This is a genomic window from Rhizobium sp. L43 (genome assembly GCF_002531725.1).
Taxonomy (GTDB): domain Bacteria; phylum Pseudomonadota; class Alphaproteobacteria; order Rhizobiales; family Rhizobiaceae; genus Rhizobium.
In genome coordinates this window covers 169145-192306 of record NZ_NWSQ01000009.1, presented here as the reverse complement: position 1 = coordinate 192306, position 23162 = coordinate 169145, and the positions used below count along the sequence as shown (strand labels likewise).

The window sequence follows — 23162 nt, the reverse complement described above, 5'->3', positions numbered from 1 at the left end:
GTAAGTTTTGTGGCCACCAGTGAATTTCATCCGATCGAACAGGCCGCTCCGCACAGCGGGGTGGCAGCGCGCCTGCTGCGGGCGATCGAGGCGATTCTCGGCATTGCCGCGGCACTTGTTCTCGCCGTGCTGCTTTTTATGGTGCTCGTCACAGTCTGCCTGCGCTATTTCTTCAGCGCCGGCTTCATCGGTGCCGAGGATCTCGGCATCTGGCTGCATGTCGGCCTGATTGCGCTCGGCGCGCCGCTCAGCCTCAACAGCGCGCTTGCCATGCGCCTCGACGTCTTCGTCAGGATGCTGCCGGAAAACCTGCAGAAGGTCACGCGGATCGGCGCCGATGTCTTCACCGTGCTTTCGGCGCTGATTCTGAGCTTCGGCGGCAGCGAGATCATGACGATGCTCGGCGGCGTCTCGCCGACACTCGGCGTGCCGGAATGGATCCGCTTCGGCTTCCTCGGCGCGGGCGGCGCGCTGATCCTCGTCGTGCTGCTTCTGCAGCGCATCGCCGAAGGCAAGATCCTGCCGGTTTTGATCTCGCTTGCCGTCGGTGTCGCGCTCTATGCCGGCATTCCGCATGTCTCGCTCGATCTCGACTGGCCGCCGAGCATCTTCCTCGGACTGATCGCCGCGGTCGGTCTCGTGCTTGCTGCGCCGCTGCCGCACGCCTTTCTTGCCGCGGCCTATGTCGCCATCGCCTTCGGCAGCAGCCTGCCGGAGCCGGCGATCGTTTCCGCGACCGTCACCGGCATATCGAAATTCCTGCTGCTCGCCATTCCCTTCTTCCTGCTCGCCGGCGGTCTTCTCACTGCCTCCGGCGTCGCCAACCAGCTTGTGCGTTTCGCCGCCGCCATGGTCGGTCACCGCAGGGCCGGGCTGGCGCAGACGACACTGCTCACCAGCGTCCTCTTTTCCGGCGCATCCGGCTCGTCGGTCGCAAATGCCGCTTTCGGCGCATCGACCTTCCAGCCCGAACTGGTCAAACACGGCTATCGGCCGGCGCAGGCGGCCGCAATCATCGCCTCGACATCGGTTCTCGATAATGTCATCCCGCCGTCGATCGCCTTCTTGATCCTTGCGACCGCGACCAATCTTTCCGTCGGCTCGCTGCTCGTCGGTGGCTTCTTCGCCGGCGGCCTGATGGCCATATGCCTGGCGATCGCCATCCATCTGACCGTGCGTGAGCAGGTGCCCCTGCCGCGCGCAAACGCGAGACAGCGCTGGCAATCGGCGGTCCAGGCGATCCCAGCCTTCGGGCTCGGCGTCATCGTCGTCGTCGGCGTCCGCATCGGCATCGTCACCACCACGGAAGCGGCTGCGCTTGCCGCTTTCTACACGCTGCTGCTCGGCATCGGCGCGCGCCTCGGCATTCTCTCGCTCTATGCCGCCTTTCGCCAGGCGGCTGTCGAAGCGGCGGCAATCGGTCTCCTCATCGGTACGGCCGGCCCCTTTGCCTTCCTGCTGGCGGTCGATGACGTATCCGGACTGATCTCGCATCTGACGACGGTGCTCGGTGGCAGCGCGCTTGCGGTCATCCTGCTGTCGAACGTCATCCTGCTGGTCGTCGGCCTCGTTCTCGATATCGGCGCCGCGATCCTGCTCTTCGGCCCGATCCTGCTGCCGGCAGCGGTCGCCGCCGGCATCGATCCCATTCAGTTCGGCGTGATCATCGTCGTCAACCTGATGATCCACGGACTGACACCGCCACTCGGCATGCTGATCTTCGTCGTCAGCGGCGTCACGCGCATTCCCGCCTCAGAGCTCTTTCGGGCGGTGGTTCCCTATCTGCTCGCTCTCCTGGTCTCGCTCGCAATCCTCTGCGCCTGGGCCATCATCTTCTCGTAAACAGGACAACCCCATGGACAATTTCAACCGACGCAATTTCCTGAAGACCGCAGCTCTCGCCGGAACGGCGCTCGCAGCGCCCGCCTTCGTCCGCACGGCCGCTGCCCGCACGACGACGATCACGATCGCCTCGCTGCTCGGCGACGACAAGCCGGAAACGAAGATCTGGGTGAAGATTAGCGAACTGGTCGAAGCGAAACTCCCCGGACAGTTCAAGTTCAATATCGTCAGGAACGGCGCGCTCGGCGGCGAGAAGGAAGTGGCCGAAGGCGTGCGCCTCGGCTCCATCCAGGCCAGCCTCTCGACGGTCTCGTCGCTCTCCGGCTGGGCGCCGGAACTGCAGATCCTCGATCTGCCCTTCCTCTTCCGCGATGCCGACCACGTGCGGCGGACCGTTAGCGGCGATGTCGGCGCCGATCTCAAGCAGAAGCTGCAGGCGCAGAATTTCGTCGTCGGCGATTTCATCAATTACGGCGCCCGTCATCTCCTGACCAAGGAACCGGTGACACGGCCGGAGCAGCTCAAGGGCAAACGCATCCGCGTCATCCAGAGTCCGCTGCACACCAAGCTCTGGAGCGCCTTCGGCACGACGCCGATCGGCATTCCGATCACCGAAACTTACAATGCGCTCGCAACCGGCGTCGCCGACGCGATGGACCTGACCAAATCGGCTTATGCCGGCTTCAAGCTCTATGAGGTCGTGCCCGATATGACCGAGACCGGCCACATCTGGGCATCCGGCATCGTCTATTATTCCTCGACCTTCTGGGCCGGCCTCAACGACGAGCAGAAGGCGGTGTTCCAGCAGGCATCGAGCGAAGGAGCCGCCTATTTCAATCAGTTGATCGTCGACGACGAAGCCAAATCCGTCGAGACGGCGCTCGGCCATGGCGGAAAACTCCTGAAGCCGGAAGCCTTCGACGAATGGCAGAAGGGCGCCCAGGGCGTGTGGGACGATTTCGCGCCTGTTGTCGGTGGCATCGACAGGATCAAATCTGTTCAGGCCGCCTGAGCAAGGGGCAGGGCGGTTATCCTGCAGCTTTTGACGGGACCGATGGAAAAACCATCGGTCTCTTCATCGCGCGCAGTTGCCGGAAAAATAATGCCGCAGCAGGCCGGAAATCGAAAGAGCATGCCTTCGGTTATCGTGGTATATGACTTACTTAAAATCCTGGACTGGGAAGTCTTTACCTTCGGCCGGTGCGATCCTGTTGACCGCAATCTCGCGACTGCTTCCGGCGGACGGATCCCATGGCCTCGATTTGAGATGAACAACTTTAAACACAAGGCTTTGGAGGGCCGACCATGAGCTTACGCATCAACGATATTGCCCCCGATTTTACCGCCGACACCACCCAGGGACCGGTCAGCTTCCATGATTGGATCGGCAATGGCTGGGCCGTCCTGTTCTCGCATCCGAAGAATTTCACGCCTGTCTGCACCACCGAGCTCGGCGCCATGGCCGGCCTGGCGGGAGAATTTTCCAAGCGTGGCGCCAAGATCATCGGCATCTCCGTCGATCCGGTGGAAAGCCATGCCAAGTGGAAGAACGACATCAAGACCGCCACCGGTTTCGACGTCGAATATCCCTTGATCGGTGACAAGGACCTCAAGGTCGCCAAGCTCTACGACATGCTGCCGGCCGGCGCCGGCGAGAGCTCGGAGGGTCGCACGCCGGCCGACAATGCGACGGTGCGTTCGGTCTTCATCATCGGTCCCGACAAGAAGATCAAGCTGATCCTGACCTATCCGATGACAACGGGCCGCAATTTCAACGAGATCCTGCGCGCCATCGATTCCATCCAGCTGACGGCAAAGCACCAGGTGGCGACGCCGGCGAACTGGAACCAGGGCGAGGACGTCATCATCACAGCCGCGGTTTCCAACGAAGACGCGATCACGCGTTTCGGTTCCTTCGATACGGTTCTGCCCTATCTCCGCAAGACCAAGCAGCCGACTGCCTGATTGCTGTTCTTAAGCTATTCTCCAAGCCGCCGCGAAAGCACTTCGCGGCGGCTTTTTACTGATCGGACTAAGCGGTGGCCTGATGGGCTCTCACCGCATCGCCGAACGCCTGAAACAGCGCACGGTTCACAGGGTTGGTCTGCGGATCGTATTCGGCATGCCATTGCACGCCGAGCGCAAATCCCGGCGCGTCCTTGAACCGGATCGCCTCGATCGTCCCGTCCTCGGCGATGCCTTCGGCAACGACCCTGTCGCCAAGTTCGAGGATGCCTTGACCATGCAGGGAGTTCACCCGGATCGTCTCGCGGCCGAGGATGCGGGCAAACATCCCGTCCTCCACAAGTCGGACATCGTGACGATCGCCGAAAACGATGGCGAGGTCGGGATGGATCTCGCCGGTTTCCAGGCGCGGCATTCGGTGGTTCATGCGCCCAGGCAATTCCCGGATTTCGGGATGCAGCGAGCCGCCGGCCGCGACGTTCATTTCCTGAAAACCGCGGCATATGCCGAAAATGGGAACGCCGCGCGCAACACAGGCTTCGATCAATGGCAGCGCCAGCCCGTCACGATCCTCATCATAAGGCTCATGCTTGGGATCCGGCACCGTGTTGAAACGGCTGGGATGGACATTGGCTCTGGCGCCCGTCAGCAGAATGCCGTCGACGACAGCCAGCAGATCGGCGATATCGGCCAGTTTGGGATTGCCGGCAAACATCAGCGGCAAGGCATCGGCGACATCGGCCACGGCCCGCAGATTGTTTTCTCCGACAAGCTGAGCCGGAAATCGGCTTTCGACGATGCGGGCATTCCCGATGATGCCGATTACAGGTCTTGTCATTGCCGGTTACACCCCAAATCGCAACGCCAGATGATGCCCAAGCTCCCTGGCTCCCAAGGCAAACCGGAACCGGCCGCTGCTGGCTGCCGGCTCGGTTATGGCCATGCTTATCCCTGGCCGGGCCGAAGCTCAATCCGGAACGGGAAGGGCGCGCTGGTTGTAGAGGATCTTGCGGATGCGGGCCTGCTCCTCTTCGGAAAGCTTGCTGTTGTCGGTGCCGAGATCGGCGCCGACCGCCAAGCCGCGCTGGACGCCGGGCCGTGCGCCGACCTCATCGAACCATCGCTTGAAATGCTTGAATTCGTCGATGTCCTGGCCCTGCGCCTGCCAGTTGACGGTCCAGGGATAGCTGATGATGTCGGCGATGGTGAATTCGTCACCGGCGAGATAACGCCGGTCACGAAGCCGCATGTTGAGAACGCCGTAAAGGCGGTTGGCTTCATCGGTGAAGCGCCGCACCGCATAGGATTGATCGCCTTCGCGATCGGCCAGGCGGCGGAAATGACCGGCCTCGCCGAGCTTCGGCCCCTGATTGGCCATCTGCCAGATCACCCACTGCGTCACCTCGTATTTGCCGCGCAGATCCTGCGGCCAGAATTTTCCGGTCTTTTCGGCGAGGTAGAAGAGGATCGCACCAGATTCGAAGATGCTGAGCGGCCCGCCGCCATCGGCAGGCGCGTGGTCGACGATAGCAGGCATGCGGTGATTGGGATTGAGCCTGAGATAATCGCGGTTGAATTGGTCGCCCCGGCCGATATTGACGGGCACCAGCCGGTAGGGCGTGCCGCTTTCCTCCAGGAAGATCGAAACCTTCTTGCCGTTCGGCGTCGGCCAGTAATGGAGATCAATCATCTGCGCGTCCTCGTTCGCTGCGATAGTCCTGGCGATCAGGATGACGCTGCGACCGGGACAGGTCGACTATATCTGTTCCAAAATTGGCGGCGAAATTAGAAACCTGGTGCGGAGATGGAAATGGGGGAAGCTTCCAACCCGTATCGATGATATTGAGAATTCAGCGTCGCGATGGAGTTCGAACCCGCCGAGATCCGATGAGAGGCCGGAAACGTCAGTCCGACATGGGGAGGAGACCGGCGAAGGCCATGCTTTCGCTCTGCCTTCTGTTTTTCCACGTGGAGGCGGTCATGGCTCAGCCGGAAGGAAGCGCGGAACAGCCGGCCTGTCTCTATTCAGGTCCTTCGGCGTCGGGATCGGGTGAGACGCTCTGCATCCGGAAAGACAGTTTCAACCGCGACCTTTGCGTCGCGATCGAGCATTTCGCCGGCGCCAATCAATTGCCGCCGGATTATTTCGCCCGTCTCATCTGGCGGGAAAGCACCTTTCGCCCCGATGCCGTCAGCTTCAAAGGAGCGCAGGGGATTGCGCAGTTCATGCCCGGAACGGCGAAACTGCGCGGCCTCGAAGACAGCTATCAGGTGTTGGAAGCCTTAAGGAAATCGGCGCAGTATCTCGACGAATTGCGCAACCGCTTCGGCAATCTCGGCCTTGCCGCCGCCGCCTATAATGCCGGCGAAAATGGCCTTACCTCTTACCTTACGTCAGGCAGATTGCCGTACGAGACGCGCGGCTATGTCACGGCGATCACTGCGCATACGGTCGAGGAATGGAAGGATAACCCGCCGGAGGATGCGGCGCCGCCGCTCGACAAAGACAAGTCTTTCCTCGATGGCTGCGTGGCGCTTGCGGAGAGACGGACGTTGAAGGACACGCCCTGGCGTCAGGAGGGCGAATGGGCGCCCTGGGGCGTCCAGCTTGCGGCGAATGCGGATGTCGCGGTGGCCCGGCGCATGTTTCTCGATGCCGTGCAGGATCTGCCGGCGCCCCTGAATGCCGAGCAGCCGCTGATCCTGCGCCAGCGCGACCGCAGCTTCGGTTTTCGCCCGCGTTATGCCGCCCGCATCGGCCGGCAGACACGCTTGGAAGCCAATGATCTCTGCAGCCAGATCCGCAAACACGGCGGCACCTGCCTTGTCTTCAAGAATCGATAGCAGGCTCGATCGAGCCGCCTGGATCACGAAAACTCTGCTTGCAGGATCGCCTGAGCGCAGCATATTCGACACGGAAATACCAAGGGAGGAACGGTGATGCGGGTTTTGGTAATCGGGGCAACGGGCCATGTCGGAACCTATCTCGTTCCCCGTCTGGTGGAGGCGGGCCACGACGTCGTCACGATTAGCCGCGGCACGGCAAAACCTTACACGGCAAACCGCGCCTGGGCTTCCGTCGATCAGCGTCAGATGGATCGGGCGGCGATGGAGCGGACGGGTGAGTTCGGCCCGGCCGTGCGCAAGGTGAAAGCCGATATCGTCATCGACATGATCTGCTTCACATTGCAAAGCGCCGAACAGCTGGTGACGGCGCTGTCGGGGCATGTCGGTCATTTCCTGCATACCGGCACGATCTGGACGCATGGCTACCCCAGTGCCGTGCCGACGCTGGAAGAGGCGCCGAAGTCTCCTTTCGGTGACTATGGCACGCAGAAGGCTGCGATCGAATCCTATCTGCAGCAGCAGGCAAGGCTTCGCGGATTTCCGGCGACCATCATCCATCCCGGCCATATCGTCGGTCCCGGCTGGGCGCCGCTCAATCCGGCCGGCAATTTCAACCTGCAGGTCTTTTCGACCCTTGCCCGCGGAGAGACCCTGGCGCTGCCCAATTTCGGTCTGGAGACCGTTCATCACGTCCATGCCGATGATGTGGCGGCGATGTTCATGGGTGCGATCGCCAACTGGAATGCCTCGATCGGCGAAAGTTTCCACGCGGTCTCGGAGCAGGCGCTGACGTTGCGCGGCTATGCCGAAGCCATTTCGCGGTGGTTCGGGCATGAGCCGAAGCTCTCCTTCGCGCCGTTCGACACCTGGGCCGAAGGTCAGACGGCCGAGGATGCGGAGGCGACCTGGGAGCATATCGCCCGCAGCCCGAATTGCTCGATCGCCAAAGCCAAGCGGCTGCTTGGGTTTGCCCCGAGATATCAGTCGCTGCAGGCGGTGCAGGAATCGGTCGGCTGGCTGGTGGGGCAGGGGCGGGTCGAGACCTGATCCGCTGCCGGCTAGGCCGCTAACGGATCAGGATAGCCCTGAAATCATTGACGTTGGTTCCGGTCGGCCCCGTTTCGAACAGATCGCCGGTGGCCGCAAAGCCCGAATAGCTGTTATTGCCGTCGAGCAGCCGGCGCGGATCGAGCCCGGCGGCGCGCAGGCGTTTTACACTGCCGCCATCGGCAAAAGCGCCGGCATTATCCTCCGAGCCGTCGATCCCGTCGGTGTCGGCCGCCAGGACATCAATGCCCTCCTGTCCGTCGATATCAAGCGCCATGGCGAGCGCGAATTCGCCGTTGCGTCCGCCCTTGCCGCCCTTGGCGCGCAGCGTCACCGTGGTCTCGCCGCCGGAAAGGATGACGACCGGCTTCGAAAACGGCCTGTTCCGGCTCGATACCTCGCGGGCAATCGCCGCATGCACCAGCGCCACGTCACGTGATTCCCCTTCGATTGCATCAGAGAGAATCGCCGGCTCGATCCCCTGCGATCTTGCCAGCGCCGCCGCGGCCTCCAGCGAGACGCCGGCGGAGGCGATGATGTGGTGCTCATGCCTCGAAAAGACCGGGTCGCCCGGCCGCGGCGCATCGGCCCTCGGCGAGTTTAGATGGTCGAGTGCTGCCTGCGGCAGCTGCAATCCGTATTGCCTGACGATCTCGAGCGCATCGTGCCGCGTCGAGCCATCCGGCACCGTCGGCCCGGAGGCGACATGGGCCGGGTTGTCGCCGGGAATATCGGAGACGATCAGGCTGACGACCCTCGCTCTGGTCGCTGCCGCAAGTCTGCCGCCCTTGATGGTGGAGAGATGTTTGCGCACGACATTCATCGCCGAGATCGGCGCGCCCGAGGCAAGCAGCATTTCGTTGAGCGCGATCTCGTCTTCGAGGCGGAGCCCCGGGGGCGGGGCGGGCAGCAGCGCCGAGCCGCCGCCGCAGATCAGCGCGATCACCAGATCGTCCTCGCTCAGCCCGTTCACCGTCGCCATCAGCCGCTTTGCCGCGGCAAGCCCGGCGGCATCGGGTACCGGATGGGCGGCCTCGATGATCTCGATATCGCGCGTTTCGCAGCCATAGCCGTAGCGGGTGACCACCAGGCCTTCGAGCGCTCCGTCCCAGACGCTTTCGAGCGCCCGCGCCATCTGCGCCGCACCCTTGCCGGCGCCGATCACCACGGTTCTTCCCTTCGGCCTGTCAGGCAGATGCGCCTTGATGCCGGTCAGCGGATCGGCGGCGCGAACCGCCGCGTCGAACAGGCTTTTCAGGAAGTCGCGGGGAGCTGATATCGTCATTGATGGTCTCAGTTGCCTCGAGTGTCGGTCGTGATGCGGACTGTCGACGCATCGGCATGCCGGCGTCAAGGTCGAAGGCGAGGCGGTGTGACGGCGGTGGACTGTAAATTCTGCCTCCTCGAAAGGAACGGATACGAACGATAGAAAGCATTAACCATAGTCCCGTAGACAACGAACAGGATCAAAGGAACCTGTGTTCGATGGCTACTGAAATGACCTGCCGCCCCGCCGCCTCTCGTGAAGGCAGGGTTATTGCTTTTCCCTCTGGGACCGGAACGGCCAATATCGAGCGCTGCGCTCGTGAACTCGGCCGGCGGCATGGCGCGGAGGCGATCGAATTCTGGCGAGCTGAATGCCGCAGGGTCGCCGATCAGCTTCTGGCGGCCGGCATGCCGGAGAGTGACGTCGGTCAGCGGGTGCTGCAGTTTCAGCAGGATGTCCAGATCGAACTCGTCCTCAGCCACCAAAACGGGCCGCTGCCCAAGTCTCAAAAGCGATAGCGGCAATCTCGCTGGATCAAAGCTGTTCGCAATGTGACGTTTCCCGTCGGGTGGCCCGCTGTCGAAGGCGTGCAGGCCAGCCTGTCGCGAATATTACCGCAGCAGCCCGGCGGACCGGAGAGCGTCTTCGATGACCTTCTGAATGCCGCCGCTGTCGCTACCCCCAGCGAACGCTCCAGCGGCGTTTTCCGTTTGCGCAGCAGAGGGTTTTACGGTGCGCCGCTTTTCAAACGAGGGAACCAGACCCCAGGACCTGGCAGTTTCGACGGTCGAGGAAATGCCGACGTCCAGCATGAAGGGGCCGTTTGCCCCGTAGCCGGTGCCGACATCGAGCGGCGTGCCGTGACCCATCCCGGCAATCGTATAGAGTTCGATCGCCTCGACACCCTGCGCATCGGTCCAGATCTTTCGCTGATGTCCTCCGATATTTTCGACGCGCGCCGGCAATACGTCGACGCCGTGGATATGTCTCCATTGCTCGACGATCGCATTCGCATTGGCTGGCGCGACGGTTCTGTCTGCGGTTCCCTGCCAGAGCGACAATGTCGGCCATGGGCCTTTATGCGCTGACGCGTTTCTCACCCGCAGTTCCAGCTCTTGGCCGGTCGGGCCGCCGTGGCCGCGCATTCGGTCGAATGCTTCGGGAATGGTCGCGGCACTTGCATATGGCAGGCCTGCGATAATCGCGCCGCCGGCAAAAACCTCGGGATAGGTGGCAAGCATGGCGGCGGCCATGGCGCCGCCGGCCGAAAGCCCGGTCACGAACACGCGCCTGCCGTCGATGCCGTGTTCCGCAACGACCTTTGTGATCATTTGGCGAATGGAAAAGACCTCGCCGTGATCCCGGCGGATGTCCTCCGGGTTGAACCAGTTGAAGCAGAGGTTCGGATTGTTTGCCCTCCGCTGCTCGGCAAACAGCAGCGCAAAACCATAATCCTCCGCCAATTCAGACCACCCCGACCCGATATCATAGCCGGCGGCAGTCTGGGTGCAACCGTGCAGGACGACGACCAGGGCCATGTTTCTCCCGCGCTTTGACGGCAGATAAGTATAACCTTCCAAGTTCCCCGGATTTGAGCCGAACGCGTCCAAGGCGACGAGATCGGGGTTGTCCTGCGTGGGTTGGGGGCGAAGCGTTCCTCGCAGCGCAGCAAGGCGTGCGAGAGTGTCTGACATAGATCTCATGAAAGTCTCCGCCAATCAGCAGCCGGGATGGCGGTGATGCTGAACTAAACGCGTCAGTCTACGAAAAGGTTGCTGCGGTGCACAATGTTTTTCGATGGTGCAAACGGATGGGCGTCCGACTTCTGGGATGGACCTCCGCGGCGCGAGGAACTTCGGCCTGGATATGGAGTTGATGTTGTCGATTGACAGCACTGATGCTGCGATCGAACGAGGCTTTTCAGATGTCGAACAAACCCAACTTCTTCTCGCACTTTGCAACTACGGTCGCCGACCTCTCGGGAAAGCCGTTCACCTTTGTCGCGGCTCTGGCGCTCGTGCTTGTCTGGGCGGTGTCCGGCCCGTTTTTCGGCTATTCTGAAACCTGGCAGCTTGTGATCAATACCACCACGACCATCATTACCTTCCTGATGGTGTTTGTGTTGCAGAACAGCCAGAACCGTGACGGAAAGGCTCTGCAGGCCAAGCTTGACGAACTCATCCTGACGAGCCAGGCCGCCAACAAATTTGTCGGTATCGAAAAGCTGGAGGAGGGCGAACTCAGGGAAATGAGCAAGACCCTTGCCGAAAAGGCCGAATGCGTCGAGGAAAAAGCGGATGAGAAATCTGCGGCGGAGGCAGCGTCCACCTAACTCACGGTCTCTGAGATCTGGCCGTGGTGTTGCTGGCGCATTCCCTCGATGGCGTCGGCGTCCTTCTTCTCAGCCGCAATCCAGTGGTTTCCTGCCTTGCTTGAGCGGATCAGCTCATCAAGCTTGGCATGGAGTGCCATCATGTCCCGATTTTGGGAGTGCTGCACCAGCAGCAAAATAAAAAATACAATGAGTGTCCCGAGCATGTTGGTCAGCAAAAACCACTGCCGTGGGAAAGAAAAGCTGAGCCCCACTGCCGCCCACAGGGCTATGAACGCGATCAGCGTGACAGGGACCACACGATGCCCTGCCCATGAAACGGCCAAGTCAGAGATCTGTCGAAAGCGCCGGTGCATATGGCTCTCCACAGCGCGCCAAAGGGAAGATAGAGCAGATCGGAGCTGCTTCCATCACCTGGGCTCAATAAATAAGCGCCGTAGCGAACATAAAACCCGCGTTTCCGCGGGTTTTATTCTGACGACGACGGTCAATTCAATTTAACCGATGGTTCCCGACCCCAGACCCGCAGTTTGCCAAGCGCCTTGATAAAGGCGCTGACATCCTTCGCCGCTCCGAGCGCAATCACGCCCTCATCCAGGGAATCGGCAATGCCAGCCTTTTGCATGAGCGGCAGCGCTGTTTCCACATAACCGATGAACTTGCAGTGGACGAACGCATCCGCCACGAAATCGCGGGCCGTCGCCTCCTTCAAGAGATCGCCGGTTCCCTCGGCCGAGGGGAGGAGAGCGACGGCGTCGTAAAGCACCGAAGGCCCGCCTTCGATCATCTGATGTGCCTCGATCCAATTGCCGTCCGAGAGCGTCACCCCGCCGATCTTTGGCGCGATGACTTCGAATGTTGCCTTCTGCTCGGTGATCTCGGCAAGCAGCGCCTTGAAGACAGCGGCATCGGTGCCGTCGCTGACAAGAATGCCGAGCTTGCGTCCTTCGAACCGTTTCGGACCGCGCTCGATGATGCTGAGCGCCGGCGACGGCTCGAGATCCTGCCGCGTCGGCATGGCGGCATCGGCAGGCTTCGGCATCGATTTAAAGCCGAGTGCGTGGCCGACCTTGCTGGCCAGCGTCTCATCGATGTTCATCAGATGCGAAACCATCCGCTCGCGAATGACCGGTGTCTCGACCTTGCTCAGTTCGAAGGTCAGCGCTGCGGCGATATGGCGTTGCTCCGGTGGAGTCTGGCTGATGTAGAATTGTCGGGCCTGGCTGTAATGATCGGCAAAGCTTTCCGGGCGTAGCCGAACCTTAGGACCCTGCTCCTCGGCCGGGAAGTGGCGATAACCCTGAACTGGCGATTCCCGTGGCCCCTGATTCCAAGAGTTCGGTTGATAATTGACGCGCCCGACGGGATTGCGCATCGCCATATGCCCATCCTGCTGGAAATTGTGGAAGGGACACTTCGGGGCGTTGATCGGCAGATGCGTGAAATTCGGACCGCCCAGACGTTTCAGCTGCGTGTCGAGATAGGAGAAGTTCCGTCCCTGCAGCAGCGGATCGTTGCTGAAGTCGATGCCGGGGGGGACGTTCTGCGTCATGAAGGCGACCTGTTCGGTCTCTGCGAAAAAGTTCTCGGGCATACGGTCGAGCACGAGACGGCCGATCGGTTTGACCGGAAGAATCTCCTCCGGAATGATCTTCGTCGGATCGAGAATGTCGAAATCGAACGTGTCGGCAAAGTCCTGGTCGAAAAGCTGCACGCAAAGTTCCCATTCCGGGAAGTTTCCAGACTGGATTGACTGCCAGAGGTCGCGGCGATGGAAATCCGGATCCGCACCATTGATCTTGACTGCTTCGTTCCAGGCGACCGACTGCAGGCCGAGTTTCGGTTTCCAGTGGAATTTGACGAAGGTCGATTCATCCGCTGCATTGACGAAGCGGAAGGTGTGAACGCCGAAACCCTCCATGAACCGGAACGAGCGCGGAATCGCTCGGTCCGACATCACCCACATGATCATGTGCATGCTTTCGGGCGTGAGGGTGATGAAGTCCCAGAAATTGTCATGCGCCGACTGCGCCTGCGGAAATTCCTTGTCAGGTTCCGGCTTTACCGAATGGATGACATCGGGAAATTTGATCGCATCCTGAATGAAGAAAACGGGGATATTATTGCCGACCAGATCCCAATTTCCCTGCTGGGTGTAGATCTTCACCGCGAAGCCGCGCACGTCGCGCGCCAGATCGAAGGAACCCTTGCTGCCGGCGACGGTCGAAAACCGGACGAAAGCCTGTGTTTTTTCGCCGGGCCGCTGGAAAAGATCGGCCCGGGTATAGGCGGCCAGGGATTCGTAGGTTTCGAAGTAGCCGTGAGCGCCGTACCCGCGTGCATGCACGACACGCTCGGGGATGCGTTCGTGGTCGAAATGAAAGATCTTCTCGCGGAAATGGAAGTCGTCGATGAGGGCGGGGCCGCGGGCGCCGAGACGAAGTGTATTCTGATCGTCGGAGACCGGGCCGCCTTGCGCTGTGGTCAGCACCGGCATGCCGTCTTCGGCGAACTGATGAAGCTCGCCACCTGCACCCCGCTGCAGTTTTTGATCATGGATCGTTGCGTTGTCCGCGGGCGAGGTCTTGGACGTCTTCTTGGCCATCTATTTTCTCCGGAAAGGGTTTGACTTAACCGAAGCTCAAAACTGGCCACATGTTCCGTTCAATGCGAAATAAACCGCCACTGACAGCACAGCGCGTCTTTTCAAATGCGCAAAGGACGCTGAGGCTTATATAGAGGGGCGCGGGACTTTCGACCCCGCGCCCCGGGTTTCCGTAGTTTCTCAGACCCGGGGCCGAACGAGGAGGTCTTCCTCTTCGTCGCGTTGCGATCCGCCAAGCGCTGCAGCGGCAGAGGCGATGAAAGCCCCAATTAGCAGCGACAACGAACCGAGCAAGGCCGTGGTGGAGGCCGCCTTGCGGGCCTCGTCTGCCGCTTTCTGGGCAGCGACCTTGGCGTCGTCGATACGCTTCAGCACCGTATCGACGCGGGTGCGTGCATCGGCTTCGGAAAGGCCGGTCCGAGCAGAGACGATGCTGGCAAGATAGGCCTTGTCATCATCAGGAATCTGTCCTTCGGCCGCGCCGTTGAGAAGGATGCGCGATACCTCGGCTGTTGCCGCGGCATCATTGGATGTCGCCGCCGCACGCGCCTGGTCAGGGCGCAGCAATGCGTCGGTAAAATAGGACGTGGAGAGGTCCAGCGGCGAAGTTGCCGACGATGCCGCTGCCGTACCGGCCGTTGATCCCACCGCCTGTGCCGCCGAACCCACGGCTTGCGCGCCCGCGCCGGCCAGCGACGTCAGCGACGAGGCAAGAAACCCGGCGACGAAGACTGTCGCCAGAGCCCAGCTTAGGAAACCATGCGCGGTGTCGCGGAAGAAAACTTCATCGGTGTGGACGGCTGCCCATTTCGTGCGCAGCCGGCCGGTAATATAGCCTCCGAGCGCCGAAGACAGCCATTGCACCAAGACCAGCCAGATCGCTGCCGTCACGCCGAGTGTCCCCAGCGAACTGCTTTGCCCCGACCATGGCGACACCATTGTCAGCCCGAGCCCAGATCCGAGAAGCAAAAGGATGAGGGTCACGCCGATGGCGGCGGCGGCACCGCCGAAGATAGGCCCCCATGTCATAGCCGATTTGGAGGATTCGACCGGAGTGGCAATCTCTCCGGAACCTGTCATTGAAACCGACATGATCTGTTCCTATCGCATAAACAGAGCAAGAAGAATGATGATCGGCAGTGGAACACCGAGCAGCCAAAGTAGAATACCGCGACCCATGAGAGACCTCCTGTCAGGGCTGACGTTACGTTGTTGATGCCACTCAACTTTTAACCACGGTCTTTGTTCCCGGCCGGCTTACTCGTCGACGATCTTCATGCGGAGCTTATGGAGATCGACGAAAATCTTGCGCGCCCGGAGTTAACGCCAGCGGGGAGCGCGCCTATATCCTTGGTTGAAGGGCGATCCGGGAGGAGAGAGCAGAGGCTCTCATCATTCCCGGCGTAAACTGGAGAGCATTGATGAACAGATTTCGGGCATTTCTAGCAGCCGGAGCAATCAGCCTTGCCGCCTTGACCTCGGCCTGCTCGACACCGCCGAATTCATATGGCTCGGCATCGGGATATGAGCCGGGAGATTCGATGAATCCAGCCTGTGCGGATGGCTTCCGCCCCCGCGAGGGTCGTTCGTGCAGCTATTAGGGGCGTGTCGGCTCCTGTCCGGACAGAATGGCAACGCCTCGATCCGTCAGGCAGCCGCTTCAAGACAGAACGGCCACGTGATCTCGTGGCAGCGACGTGACGTCAATCTGTCGCCCGACCCCATTCTTAAGTTAATGGCAGTCGCGTCCTGCCGCAGTCTGTATATCATCCGATCGTCAACGCAAAGGTTGTCGGGGGCGCAGGACTTTGCACCGGCTCAGGTCACCCCGGAGCCTTTCTGGACGCAAAGAAGACAAAAGGTCGGCGCGAGAGTGCGCGCCGACCTTTTTCAATCATCATCAGCAAAGCGCCAGTTCATCCGTGGTCGCCAGCAATCTGATTTCATGAGCCAAGTGTAGGCGGCTTGTGAATTATGGCAAGGATTACGGGGCTACCGATTTCTGGCTAGAACCAGCCAACGGCAAAAATCGGTTTCAAAAGCGGGAGAAAGGAAGGAAGAAAACGCCTGCTTTCGGATTTATCAACGAAACAGGCGCTCGCTTGAAAATGGCTCCCCGGGCCGGATTCGAACCGGCGACCTGTCGATTAACAGTCGAATGCTCTACCGCTGAGCTACCAGGGATCACTGCTTGGCGCGGTGTGAGTGGGCTAATACAAATGCTTTCCCGATTTGCCAAGCAGTTTTTTCAAAAAAATGAAATGAACTTGTATTTGGGGTGTCTGTGCCCATCTCTGGGGAATGACGAACGGGAATGATCGCGAAGAGATGAGAAGCGGCGAAAAGCCCGGGAAGCGGGCAGGGCGCTTCGGTATCGATCACGCCAGCGGCAGGCTTATGCTCGGCGCCTTCAGCATCGGCATGCCGCGCTCGCGCATCGCGCGGATGGCGATCGGCGTGGCCCTCATTCTCTGTGGATTCCTGGGCTTCCTGCCGATCCTGGGCTTCTGGATGCTGCCGCTCGGCTTGCTCGTGCTTTCGCACGATCTGCCTGTCGCGCGCCGGCTTCGGCGGCGGCTGGCGGTCTGGTGGCACAGGCGGGGGAAACCGGCCGGCTGACGGCGACCCCCGAGGTGTTCATGGAACGGTGGAGCGCTTTTCGCATTCGTGGTTTATGGAATGTAAAACGCGAAAAATGCGTCACAATGGTCCAGGTGAGAAAATGAAGGCGTTGTTTGTTATCGCCCTGTCGGCGGCGACGATTCTCTCCGGCGTTCCCGCCGCGGCTCAAGCTGTCGACAGCCGCGGTTTTGACGCTCGCGGCATTTGCCGCCGTCCCGAAGGCTGCATGGTCGACCACGGCCAAGGCGGCAGCTATAACGGGCCTCGCAACTATCGCAATTTCAACGGCCGGAACGAGCGTGATGGCGGCAACGACCGCGGCCGGGACGACCGCCGCTTCCGCAATCAGAACAGAAGCGACAATTTCGACGCTGCATCCAGCCGCATTGCCGCTCTGTGATTGAGCCGGTCCAGTCTAATGCGACCTGAGTTCGCTTTCCTCGAAAATGCCGCCATGGTCCGGATCAAGGCTGGTTGCCATCAACAGGCTGCAGGCGGCAAGGATGAAGACGAGCTTCATTGCGTAGGACAGGGAAACCGCATGTCCGGGGCCCGCTGATACGCGGGACGGCGCGATATAATATTTGTAATAGAAGTCCGGATCGCTTGTTTCCAGCAGGTTCTGGTAGACGTGCGGCGGAATGTCGGCATGTTTCACCGGTGGAGAACCCGGAAACTTTACATGGAGATCCCGGCTCTCGGCATTGTATGCCGCACGCACGTGCTTCGATTTGAGGGCGGCCCAATTCATTGCAGCTCCTATCACCCTCCCGGTGGCAATATGAGGCCTGGCGGACGATCGTCAAGCTGACAATTTGTTTCAAAGGCAATCATTGGCAGGGAATAGGGCATTCCCGGTCATGGGAATTCCAGCCTGCGCCGGTGCCGTTCCGGGATGGGAAAATGGCCTTTTCGGCAGCAGCGGAATGGCGTTTTTCCGAAATGCCCCCTTGCGATTTCCTTACGATCATTCTAAACGCTCGCCACGGCTCAGATAACGAGCGCGTGAGGCCTCGTGGCGGAGTGGTGACGCAGAGGACTGCAAATCCTTGTACCCCGGTTCAATTCCGGGCGAGGCCTCCAAAAAATTCCACGTGATATAGACTGTCTGATTGCGGCTGGTTCAGCGACGCGGCATCGCGCCTGAGGCGCGGCCGGCAATCGCGTTGTTATTTCAAAGGAACCGAGCGGAGATCAACCTGCGTCCGCCGGCATGATATTGCCGCAGGCGCCATGCAGGGACTGTTTTTGAGCGCGCTTCAGCGCCCTGTCACTTCAGGTGCGTTTCGCCGTCCAGCAGCCCGCAGCAGAATATGCCGATGAGCGCTGCGACGATGAAGAGGTCGAACAGCGTGAAATATTCGAAAATCGCAGACATGGCCTGCTCCTCCTATTTCCTCCGCTGCAGATCATAACATGAAGGGGCAGGGGATTCCACGCTTGAGCTGCAGCGCCGCGTCTCCGCTGTGGCGCGGAAGAGGCGCCTGCCGGATTCTTTTCGCCGACGGCTGCCAAGCCTTGAAAGCATTCGTGGCGGGGATTAAGAGACGAGGGACAGGAACCGCTTTTCAAAGAGCGAGAGGACATGATGGATTTCGAAGCAGCGCGCGCAAAGATGGTCGACACCCAGGTTCGCACGACGGACGTTACCTCGCATTCCGTGCTGACGGCGCTTCTCACGGTGCCGCGTGAGGCATTCGTGCCGGAGAAGGCAAAGCTGCTGGCTTACATCGACAACGATGTCGAGATATCGGCTGCCGCACCCGGGAAGCCGGCCCGATTCCTGATGGAGGCGTCGCCGCTCGCCAAGCTGCTGCAGCTGGCTGAGATCACCAAGGATGATTTTGTCCTCGAAGTCGGTTGCGGCACTGGTTACACATCAGCGCTGCTGTCGATCATTGCCGGCTCCGTCATCGCGCTCGAATGCGACGAGGTGCTCGCCGCCGAAGCGAAGGCGAGGCTTGCCGACTATGCCAAGGTCGAGGTCGTGACCGGGCCGCTCGAAAAGGGTTACGCCGCCGGCGCTCCCTACGATCTGATCTTCGTCAACGGCGCAGTCGAGGAGGTTCCGGCAGCTCTTCTCGGTCAATTGCGCGACGGCGGCCGTCTGATCACGGTCGAAGGTTACGGTAATGCCGCCCGCGCCAAGGTGTTCGTCGCCGAGCGCGGCGCCGTTTCGGAAAACGTCTTTTTTAATGCTTCGGTCAAGCCGCTGCCGGGTTTCGCCAAGGCGCGCGAATTCGTTTTCTGAGGCCGATTGTATCGATGCTTTCAGCGACGGGCGCCATCGGCGCCCGTTTTTTTTTGTCAGGGCCGCAGGAGAGCCTTCACAAACGTGATTTATCCTGATGCCGCCATGCCGCAAACATCAGGTAACAAAACTGTGCATGGCCGCATTCATTTGATTCGCGATGATTTTTTTCATGGCTGGGGTATTCTAAGGTCGTGGTGATTCGGGTGAACGCTCCACATCATCCGGTCGTTGTTTTTGGATAACGGGGATTGAAATGGCTCAGCCAAGCGTAGCGCGTGAACCGTCCATGGAAGAAATTCTGGCCTCCATCCGCCAGATCATTGAAAGCAATGAGCCCGGCGCCGGCAAGGCGATTTCCGCATCCCTGCCGCCGGTCTACGGCGCCGACGAGGATGAGAACGGCTCCGAGATCCATCTGACGGTGGATGACACCTATGCCGGCGTGGAGTTCCCCGAGCCGGCCCTGCGCTCCTCCGATCCACGCTCCTCCGACCCGCGTTTCGTCGCCGCCAATTCGGCCGGCACCGCGCCCGAAGCAGAAGTGCCGGCCCGCGCCCTGTCGCTTGCCGATGTCGCCGCCCGCGTGCGCGCCGCCTCCGAGCGCAGCGCCGTGCAGGCCGGTCAGGCGCTGCGTGAAATTCCGAGCGGCTTCCGCCAGCCCGAACCGCAGCCGGCCGCAATACCGGAGCCGCCGCGCGCCGCGGCACCGCAACCGCAAACCCAACCGCATCAGGCACAGCCTGTTTTCCCCGCCGCAGCGCCTGTTCAGCATGCTCCGATCCAGCAGCCGGCCGAGCCGGTGCTGATGGAAGCGCCTGAGGTGCTCGTCGCCGAGCCGGCGCCTGCTATCGAAACGGCGCCGCCGGCTTTTGAAGCGGCTCAGTCCTCGGCCGAGCGTTTCCTGCCGAGCGTGATGGACGAGGTCCAGCCGACGCTGCTTTCGGCGGATGCCGGCCTGCAGATCAGCCGCTCATTCGAGGAGCTCGCCGCCGCGATCGACGGGGCCGAGCGCCGCTCGCTGGACGAGATCGCCGAGGATATGCTGCGCCCGATGCTGCGCGAATGGCTTGATGATAATCTGCCGACACTGGTCGAGCGGCTGGTGCGCGAGGAAATCGAGCGCGTGGCGCGCGGCCCGCGCCGCTGATCGGATTGCTTTTTCGTCGAAAAGCCGCTCCGGTCTCCGGGGCGGCTTTTTTATTGACTTGGCCGTGGCCATCCTATTTACAAACGCCACCCTCGAACCTCGAAATTGGTCAGAAAATGCTCGACAAGACCTATGATTCTGCTGCCGTCGAACCGAAAATCGCCGCCAAATGGGATGACGCGGACGCCTTCCGCGCCGGCGCGAACGCCAGGCCCGGGGCCGAGACCTTCACCATCGTGATCCCGCCGCCGAATGTCACCGGCTCGCTGCACATGGGCCACGCGCTGAACAACACGCTGCAGGACATACTGGTCCGCTTCGAGCGCATGCGCGGCAAGGACGTGCTCTGGCAGCCGGGCATGGACCATGCCGGCATCGCCACGCAGATGGTCGTCGAGCGCAAGCTGATGGAACAGCAGCTGGCGGGCCGCCGCGAGATGGGCCGCGACGCCTTCATCGACAAGATTTGGGAGTGGAAGGCCGAATCGGGCGGGCTGATCTTCAACCAGCTGAAGCGCCTGGGTGCATCATGCGACTGGTCGCGTGAACGCTTCACCATGGACGAAGGCCTGTCGAAGGCCGTTCTCGAAGTATTCGTCACGCTCTACAAGGAAGGCCTGATTTACAAGGACAAGCGCCTCGTCAATTGGGACCCCAAACTCCTGACTGCCATCTCCGACATGGAGGTCGAACAGCAGGAGGTGAAGGGGCATCTCTGGCATCTCCGCTACCCGCTCGAGCCTGGTGTCACCTATCAATATCCGATTGCCTTCGACGAGGAAGGCAAGCCGACCGAATTCGAGACGCGTGACTATATCGTCGTCGCGACGACACGGCCGGAGACGATGCTGGGCGATACCGGCATTGCCGTGAATCCTGAGGATGAGCGTTATAAGCCGATCGTCGGCAAGCACGTCATCCTGCCGATCGTCGGCCGCCGCATTCCGATCGTTACTGACAGCTACGCCGATCCGACGGCTGGCTCCGGCGCCGTCAAGATCACGCCGGCACATGACTTCAACGACTTCGAGGTCGGCAAGCGGGCGAAGCTGCGTGCCATCAACGTCATGAACGTCGATGGCACTATTGCTATCAAGGAGAACGAGGACTTCCTCGAAGGTCTCGACAATCCGGCAGCACTCCATGGCGCCTGGGACCGTCTGGAAGGGCAGGACCGTTTCTATGCACGCAAGGTCATCGTCGAGATTTTCGAGGAGGCCGGCCTCCTCGACAAGATCGAGCCGCACAAGCACATGGTCCCGCATGGCGACCGCGGCGGGGTGCCGATCGAACCGCGGCTGACGGAACAATGGTTTGTCGACAACAAGACGTTGGGACAACCCGCGCTGGAATCCGTGCGCGAGGGAAGGGCAAGGTTTATCCCCAGGAACTGGGAAAACACCTATTTCAACTGGCTGGAGAACATCGAGCCCTGGTGTATTTCCCGGCAGCTCTGGTGGGGCCACCAGATCCCCGCCTGGTACGGGCCTGACGGCCAGGTCTTCGTCGAAAAGACCGAGGAAGAGGCGCTGCAGGCGGCGATCCAGCATTACCTCTCGCATGAGGGGCCGATGAAGGCCTATGTCGAGGACCTGCTGGAAAACTTCAAGCCGGGCGAGATCCTGACGCGTGACGAGGACGTGCTCGACACATGGTTCTCCTCGGCGCTCTGGCCCTTCTCGACACTCGGCTGGCCGGATGAAACGCCGGAACTTGCACGTTATTACCCGACCAACGTTCTCGTCACCGGTTTTGATATCATCCCCTTCTGGGTTGTTCGCATGATGCAGATGGGCCTGCATTTCATGAAGGATGAGAATGGCGATCCGGTCGAGCCCTTCCATACGATCTACATTCACGCGCTGGTGCGCGATAAGAATGGGCAGAAGATGTCGAAGTCGAAAGGCAACGTCATCGATCCCTTGGAACTGATCGACGAATATGGCGCCGACGCGCTGCGTTTCACCCTGGCGATCATGGCGGCGCAGGGCCGCGACGTGAAGCTCGATCCGGCCCGCATTGCCGGCTACCGCAATTTCGGAACCAAGCTCTGGAACGCTACGCGCTTCGCCGAGATGAACGGCGCCAAGAGCGATCCGCATTTCGTTCCTGAAGCTGCAGAACTCACCATCAACCGCTGGATACTGACGGAGCTTGCCCGTACGGAACGTGACGTTACGGAAGCGCTCGAAGCCTTCCGCTTCAACGATGCTGCCGGCGCGCTCTATCGCTTCGTCTGGAACGAGGTCTGCGACTGGTATCTCGAGCTCCTGAAGCCGGTCTTCAACGGTGAGGATGAAGGCGCCAAGGCTGAGGCCCAGGCCTGCAGCGCCTATATTCTCGAAGAGATCTACAAGCTGCTGCATCCCTTCATGCCCTTCATGACCGAAGAGCTCTGGGCGCATACGGCCGGCGAGGGCAAAGAGCGCGACACGCTGGTCTGCCATGCCGAATGGCCGTCGCCTTCCTATGCCGACGACGCGGCAGCCGACGAGATCAACTGGCTGATCGACCTCGTCTCCGGCATCCGCTCGGTGCGCGCCGAAATGAACGTGCCGCCGTCGGCAACAGCCCCGCTCGTTGTCGTCAAGGCCAACAACCTGACACGTGAAAGGCTGTTCCGCCACGACGCCGCCATCAAGCGGCTTGCGCGTGTGGAGGCGATATCGCTGGCCGACAATGCGCCGAAGGGCGCCGCTCAGATCGTCGTCGCCGAGGCCACGATCTGCCTGCCGCTCGGCAATCTGATCGACCTCTCCGCCGAAAAGGCTCGGCTTGAAAAAGCGATTGCCAAGATGGAGGCAGAGATCGCCCGCATCAACGGCAAGCTCTCCAACGAGAAGTTCGTCGCCAACGCCAATCCCGAAGTGGTGGAGGCCGAGCGCGAGCGCCTCGATGAACTGAAGGGCCAGATTACCAGCCTGAAGACCGCCCTTTTCAGGGTGAGCGAAGCCGGATAAGTTTCATCGTCCATTTTGGTAAGTTATTTCAAAGACGCGCCCCACTGCTGGCGCGTCTTTTTGTCGTTTGGGCGCGCATGATTCGGTCCTGAAAGCGGCCGGTTTCAGGCGCTGAGCCTGTGGATTGTGGCTATACAGCCATCCAGTCGGCGAAAACTGGCACTGTTGTCGGATTAATACAGCTTCCGCAATGTTTGGAACGAAAACCCAAAAGCCCATCTGAAAATCGAAAACTCTGGAATAAAATTTTATTAACCAGATTTTTTGACGTGTC

General features: G+C 60.8%; 22 protein-coding genes and 2 tRNA genes. 15 read left to right on the top strand and 9 right to left on the bottom strand.

Translation table 11 applies throughout. The features are described from left to right. The first annotated feature begins 9 nt into the window (after positions 1–9). Genes CO667_RS14120 through CO667_RS14105 form a run of 4 tightly spaced genes read left to right on the top strand, consistent with a single transcriptional unit; the run spans position 10 to position 3807 of the window. Positions 10–1842 (top strand): TRAP transporter large permease subunit, encoded by a 1833-nt coding sequence (locus CO667_RS14120; protein WP_097618958.1) that lies wholly within the window; start codon positions 10–12, stop codon positions 1840–1842. A gap of 13 nt (positions 1843–1855) precedes the next feature. Next, positions 1856–2854, top strand: a complete 999-nt coding sequence (locus tag CO667_RS14115) for a TRAP transporter substrate-binding protein (protein WP_097618957.1) — start codon at positions 1856–1858, stop codon at positions 2852–2854. Positions 2855–2896: 42 nt separating this feature from the next. Then, positions 2897–3151 (top strand): hypothetical protein, encoded by a 255-nt coding sequence (locus tag CO667_RS14110; protein WP_245433131.1) that lies wholly within the window; start codon positions 2897–2899, stop codon positions 3149–3151. Next, positions 3148–3807 (top strand): peroxiredoxin, encoded by a 660-nt coding sequence (locus tag CO667_RS14105; RefSeq protein WP_097618955.1) that lies wholly within the window; start codon positions 3148–3150, stop codon positions 3805–3807. The genes CO667_RS14110 and CO667_RS14105 overlap by 4 nt, the downstream gene beginning before the upstream one ends. A 67-nt stretch (positions 3808–3874) precedes the next feature. Here the strand turns inward: CO667_RS14105 and CO667_RS14100 are convergent, their stop codons facing one another. Continuing rightward, positions 3875–4645, bottom strand: coding sequence for a gamma-glutamyl-gamma-aminobutyrate hydrolase family protein (locus CO667_RS14100; protein ID WP_097618954.1), 771 nt, complete (start codon positions 4643–4645; stop codon positions 3875–3877). Positions 4646–4774: 129 nt separating this feature from the next. Beyond that, positions 4775–5497: a glutathione binding-like protein gene (locus CO667_RS14095; protein WP_097618953.1), complete on the bottom strand. Its 723-nt coding sequence runs from the start codon at positions 5495–5497 to the stop codon at positions 4775–4777. 197 nt (positions 5498–5694) lie between these two features. Here CO667_RS14095 and CO667_RS14090 point away from each other — a divergent pair, with 197 nt between their 5' ends. Both CO667_RS14090 and CO667_RS14085 read left to right on the top strand, forming a co-directional pair. Further along, positions 5695–6651 carry a lytic transglycosylase domain-containing protein gene (locus CO667_RS14090; RefSeq protein WP_097618952.1) on the top strand — a complete coding sequence of 319 codons (957 nt, stop codon included), beginning with the start codon at positions 5695–5697 and terminating at the stop codon, positions 6649–6651. Positions 6652–6747: 96 nt separating this feature from the next. Beyond that, positions 6748–7701, top strand: coding sequence for an NAD-dependent epimerase/dehydratase family protein (locus CO667_RS14085; RefSeq protein WP_097618951.1), 954 nt, complete (start codon positions 6748–6750; stop codon positions 7699–7701). Positions 7702–7720: 19 nt separating this feature from the next. Here the strand turns inward: CO667_RS14085 and CO667_RS14080 are convergent, their stop codons facing one another. Beyond that, positions 7721–8986, bottom strand: coding sequence for a glycerate kinase (locus CO667_RS14080; protein WP_097618950.1), 1266 nt, complete (start codon positions 8984–8986; stop codon positions 7721–7723). 200 nt (positions 8987–9186) lie between these two features. On the opposite strand from CO667_RS14080, the gene CO667_RS14075 reads away from it, so the two are divergent. Further along, positions 9187–9486: a DUF6074 family protein gene (locus tag CO667_RS14075; RefSeq protein WP_097618949.1), complete on the top strand. Its 300-nt coding sequence runs from the start codon at positions 9187–9189 to the stop codon at positions 9484–9486. 93 nt (positions 9487–9579) lie between these two features. Here the strand turns inward: CO667_RS14075 and CO667_RS14070 are convergent, their stop codons facing one another. Next, positions 9580–10671: a PHB depolymerase family esterase gene (locus CO667_RS14070; protein WP_097618948.1), complete on the bottom strand. Its 1092-nt coding sequence runs from the start codon at positions 10669–10671 to the stop codon at positions 9580–9582. 221 nt (positions 10672–10892) lie between these two features. Here CO667_RS14070 and CO667_RS14065 point away from each other — a divergent pair, with 221 nt between their 5' ends. Then, the gene (locus tag CO667_RS14065; protein ID WP_097619007.1) at positions 10893–11300 is read left to right on the top strand and encodes a low affinity iron permease family protein; all 408 of its coding nucleotides are present in this window, start codon (positions 10893–10895) and stop codon (positions 11298–11300) included. Here the strand turns inward: CO667_RS14065 and CO667_RS14060 are convergent. From CO667_RS14060 to CO667_RS14050, 3 genes are all read right to left on the bottom strand, one after another. Then, entirely contained in the window at positions 11297–11656 is a 360-nt protein-coding gene (locus CO667_RS14060; protein WP_097618947.1) for a low affinity iron permease family protein, read from the bottom strand. The two genes, CO667_RS14065 and CO667_RS14060, sit on opposite strands and share 4 nt — an antisense overlap. 131 nt (positions 11657–11787) lie before the next feature. Next, a complete protein-coding gene (locus CO667_RS14055; RefSeq protein ID WP_097618946.1) occupies positions 11788–13905 on the bottom strand; it encodes a catalase in 2118 nt (705 codons plus the stop codon). Positions 13906–14085: 180 nt separating this feature from the next. After that, a complete protein-coding gene (locus CO667_RS14050) occupies positions 14086–14997 on the bottom strand; it encodes a hypothetical protein (protein ID WP_097618945.1) in 912 nt (303 codons plus the stop codon). 329 nt (positions 14998–15326) lie between these two features. On the opposite strand from CO667_RS14050, the gene CO667_RS35875 reads away from it, so the two are divergent. Continuing rightward, positions 15327–15506, top strand: a complete 180-nt coding sequence (locus CO667_RS35875) for a hypothetical protein (protein WP_097618944.1) — start codon at positions 15327–15329, stop codon at positions 15504–15506. 508 nt (positions 15507–16014) lie between these two features. Here the strand turns inward: CO667_RS35875 and CO667_RS14035 are convergent. Continuing rightward, positions 16015–16089 (bottom strand) — tRNA-Asn (locus CO667_RS14035). Between the two features lie 117 nt (positions 16090–16206). Between CO667_RS14035 and CO667_RS14030 the strand changes: the two genes are divergently transcribed. Together CO667_RS14030 and CO667_RS14025 are read left to right on the top strand one after the other, a co-directional pair. Beyond that, on the top strand, positions 16207–16524 hold the full coding sequence (locus CO667_RS14030; RefSeq protein WP_097618943.1) for a hypothetical protein: 318 nt from the start codon (positions 16207–16209) through the stop codon (positions 16522–16524). A 103-nt stretch (positions 16525–16627) separates the two neighbouring features. Further along, positions 16628–16927, top strand: a complete 300-nt coding sequence (locus CO667_RS14025) for a hypothetical protein (RefSeq protein ID WP_097618942.1) — start codon at positions 16628–16630, stop codon at positions 16925–16927. Between the two features lie 15 nt (positions 16928–16942). Here CO667_RS14025 and CO667_RS14020 read toward each other — a convergent pair whose 3' ends face one another. Further along, positions 16943–17278 (bottom strand): KTSC domain-containing protein, encoded by a 336-nt coding sequence (locus CO667_RS14020; RefSeq protein ID WP_097618941.1) that lies wholly within the window; start codon positions 17276–17278, stop codon positions 16943–16945. 258 nt (positions 17279–17536) lie between these two features. Between CO667_RS14020 and CO667_RS14015 the strand changes: the two genes are divergently transcribed. From CO667_RS14015 to CO667_RS14000, 4 genes are all read left to right on the top strand, one after another. Then, positions 17537–17610, top strand: a tRNA-Cys gene (locus CO667_RS14015). 502 nt (positions 17611–18112) lie between these two features. After that, the gene (locus CO667_RS14010) at positions 18113–18778 is read left to right on the top strand and encodes a protein-L-isoaspartate O-methyltransferase (protein WP_179874138.1); all 666 of its coding nucleotides are present in this window, start codon (positions 18113–18115) and stop codon (positions 18776–18778) included. Positions 18779–19034: 256 nt separating this feature from the next. Beyond that, positions 19035–19928: a DUF2497 domain-containing protein gene (locus CO667_RS14005; RefSeq protein WP_097618939.1), complete on the top strand. Its 894-nt coding sequence runs from the start codon at positions 19035–19037 to the stop codon at positions 19926–19928. Between the two features lie 116 nt (positions 19929–20044). Further along, positions 20045–22888 (top strand): valine--tRNA ligase, encoded by a 2844-nt coding sequence (locus tag CO667_RS14000; protein ID WP_097618938.1) that lies wholly within the window; start codon positions 20045–20047, stop codon positions 22886–22888. The last annotated feature ends 274 nt before the right edge of the window (positions 22889–23162 follow it).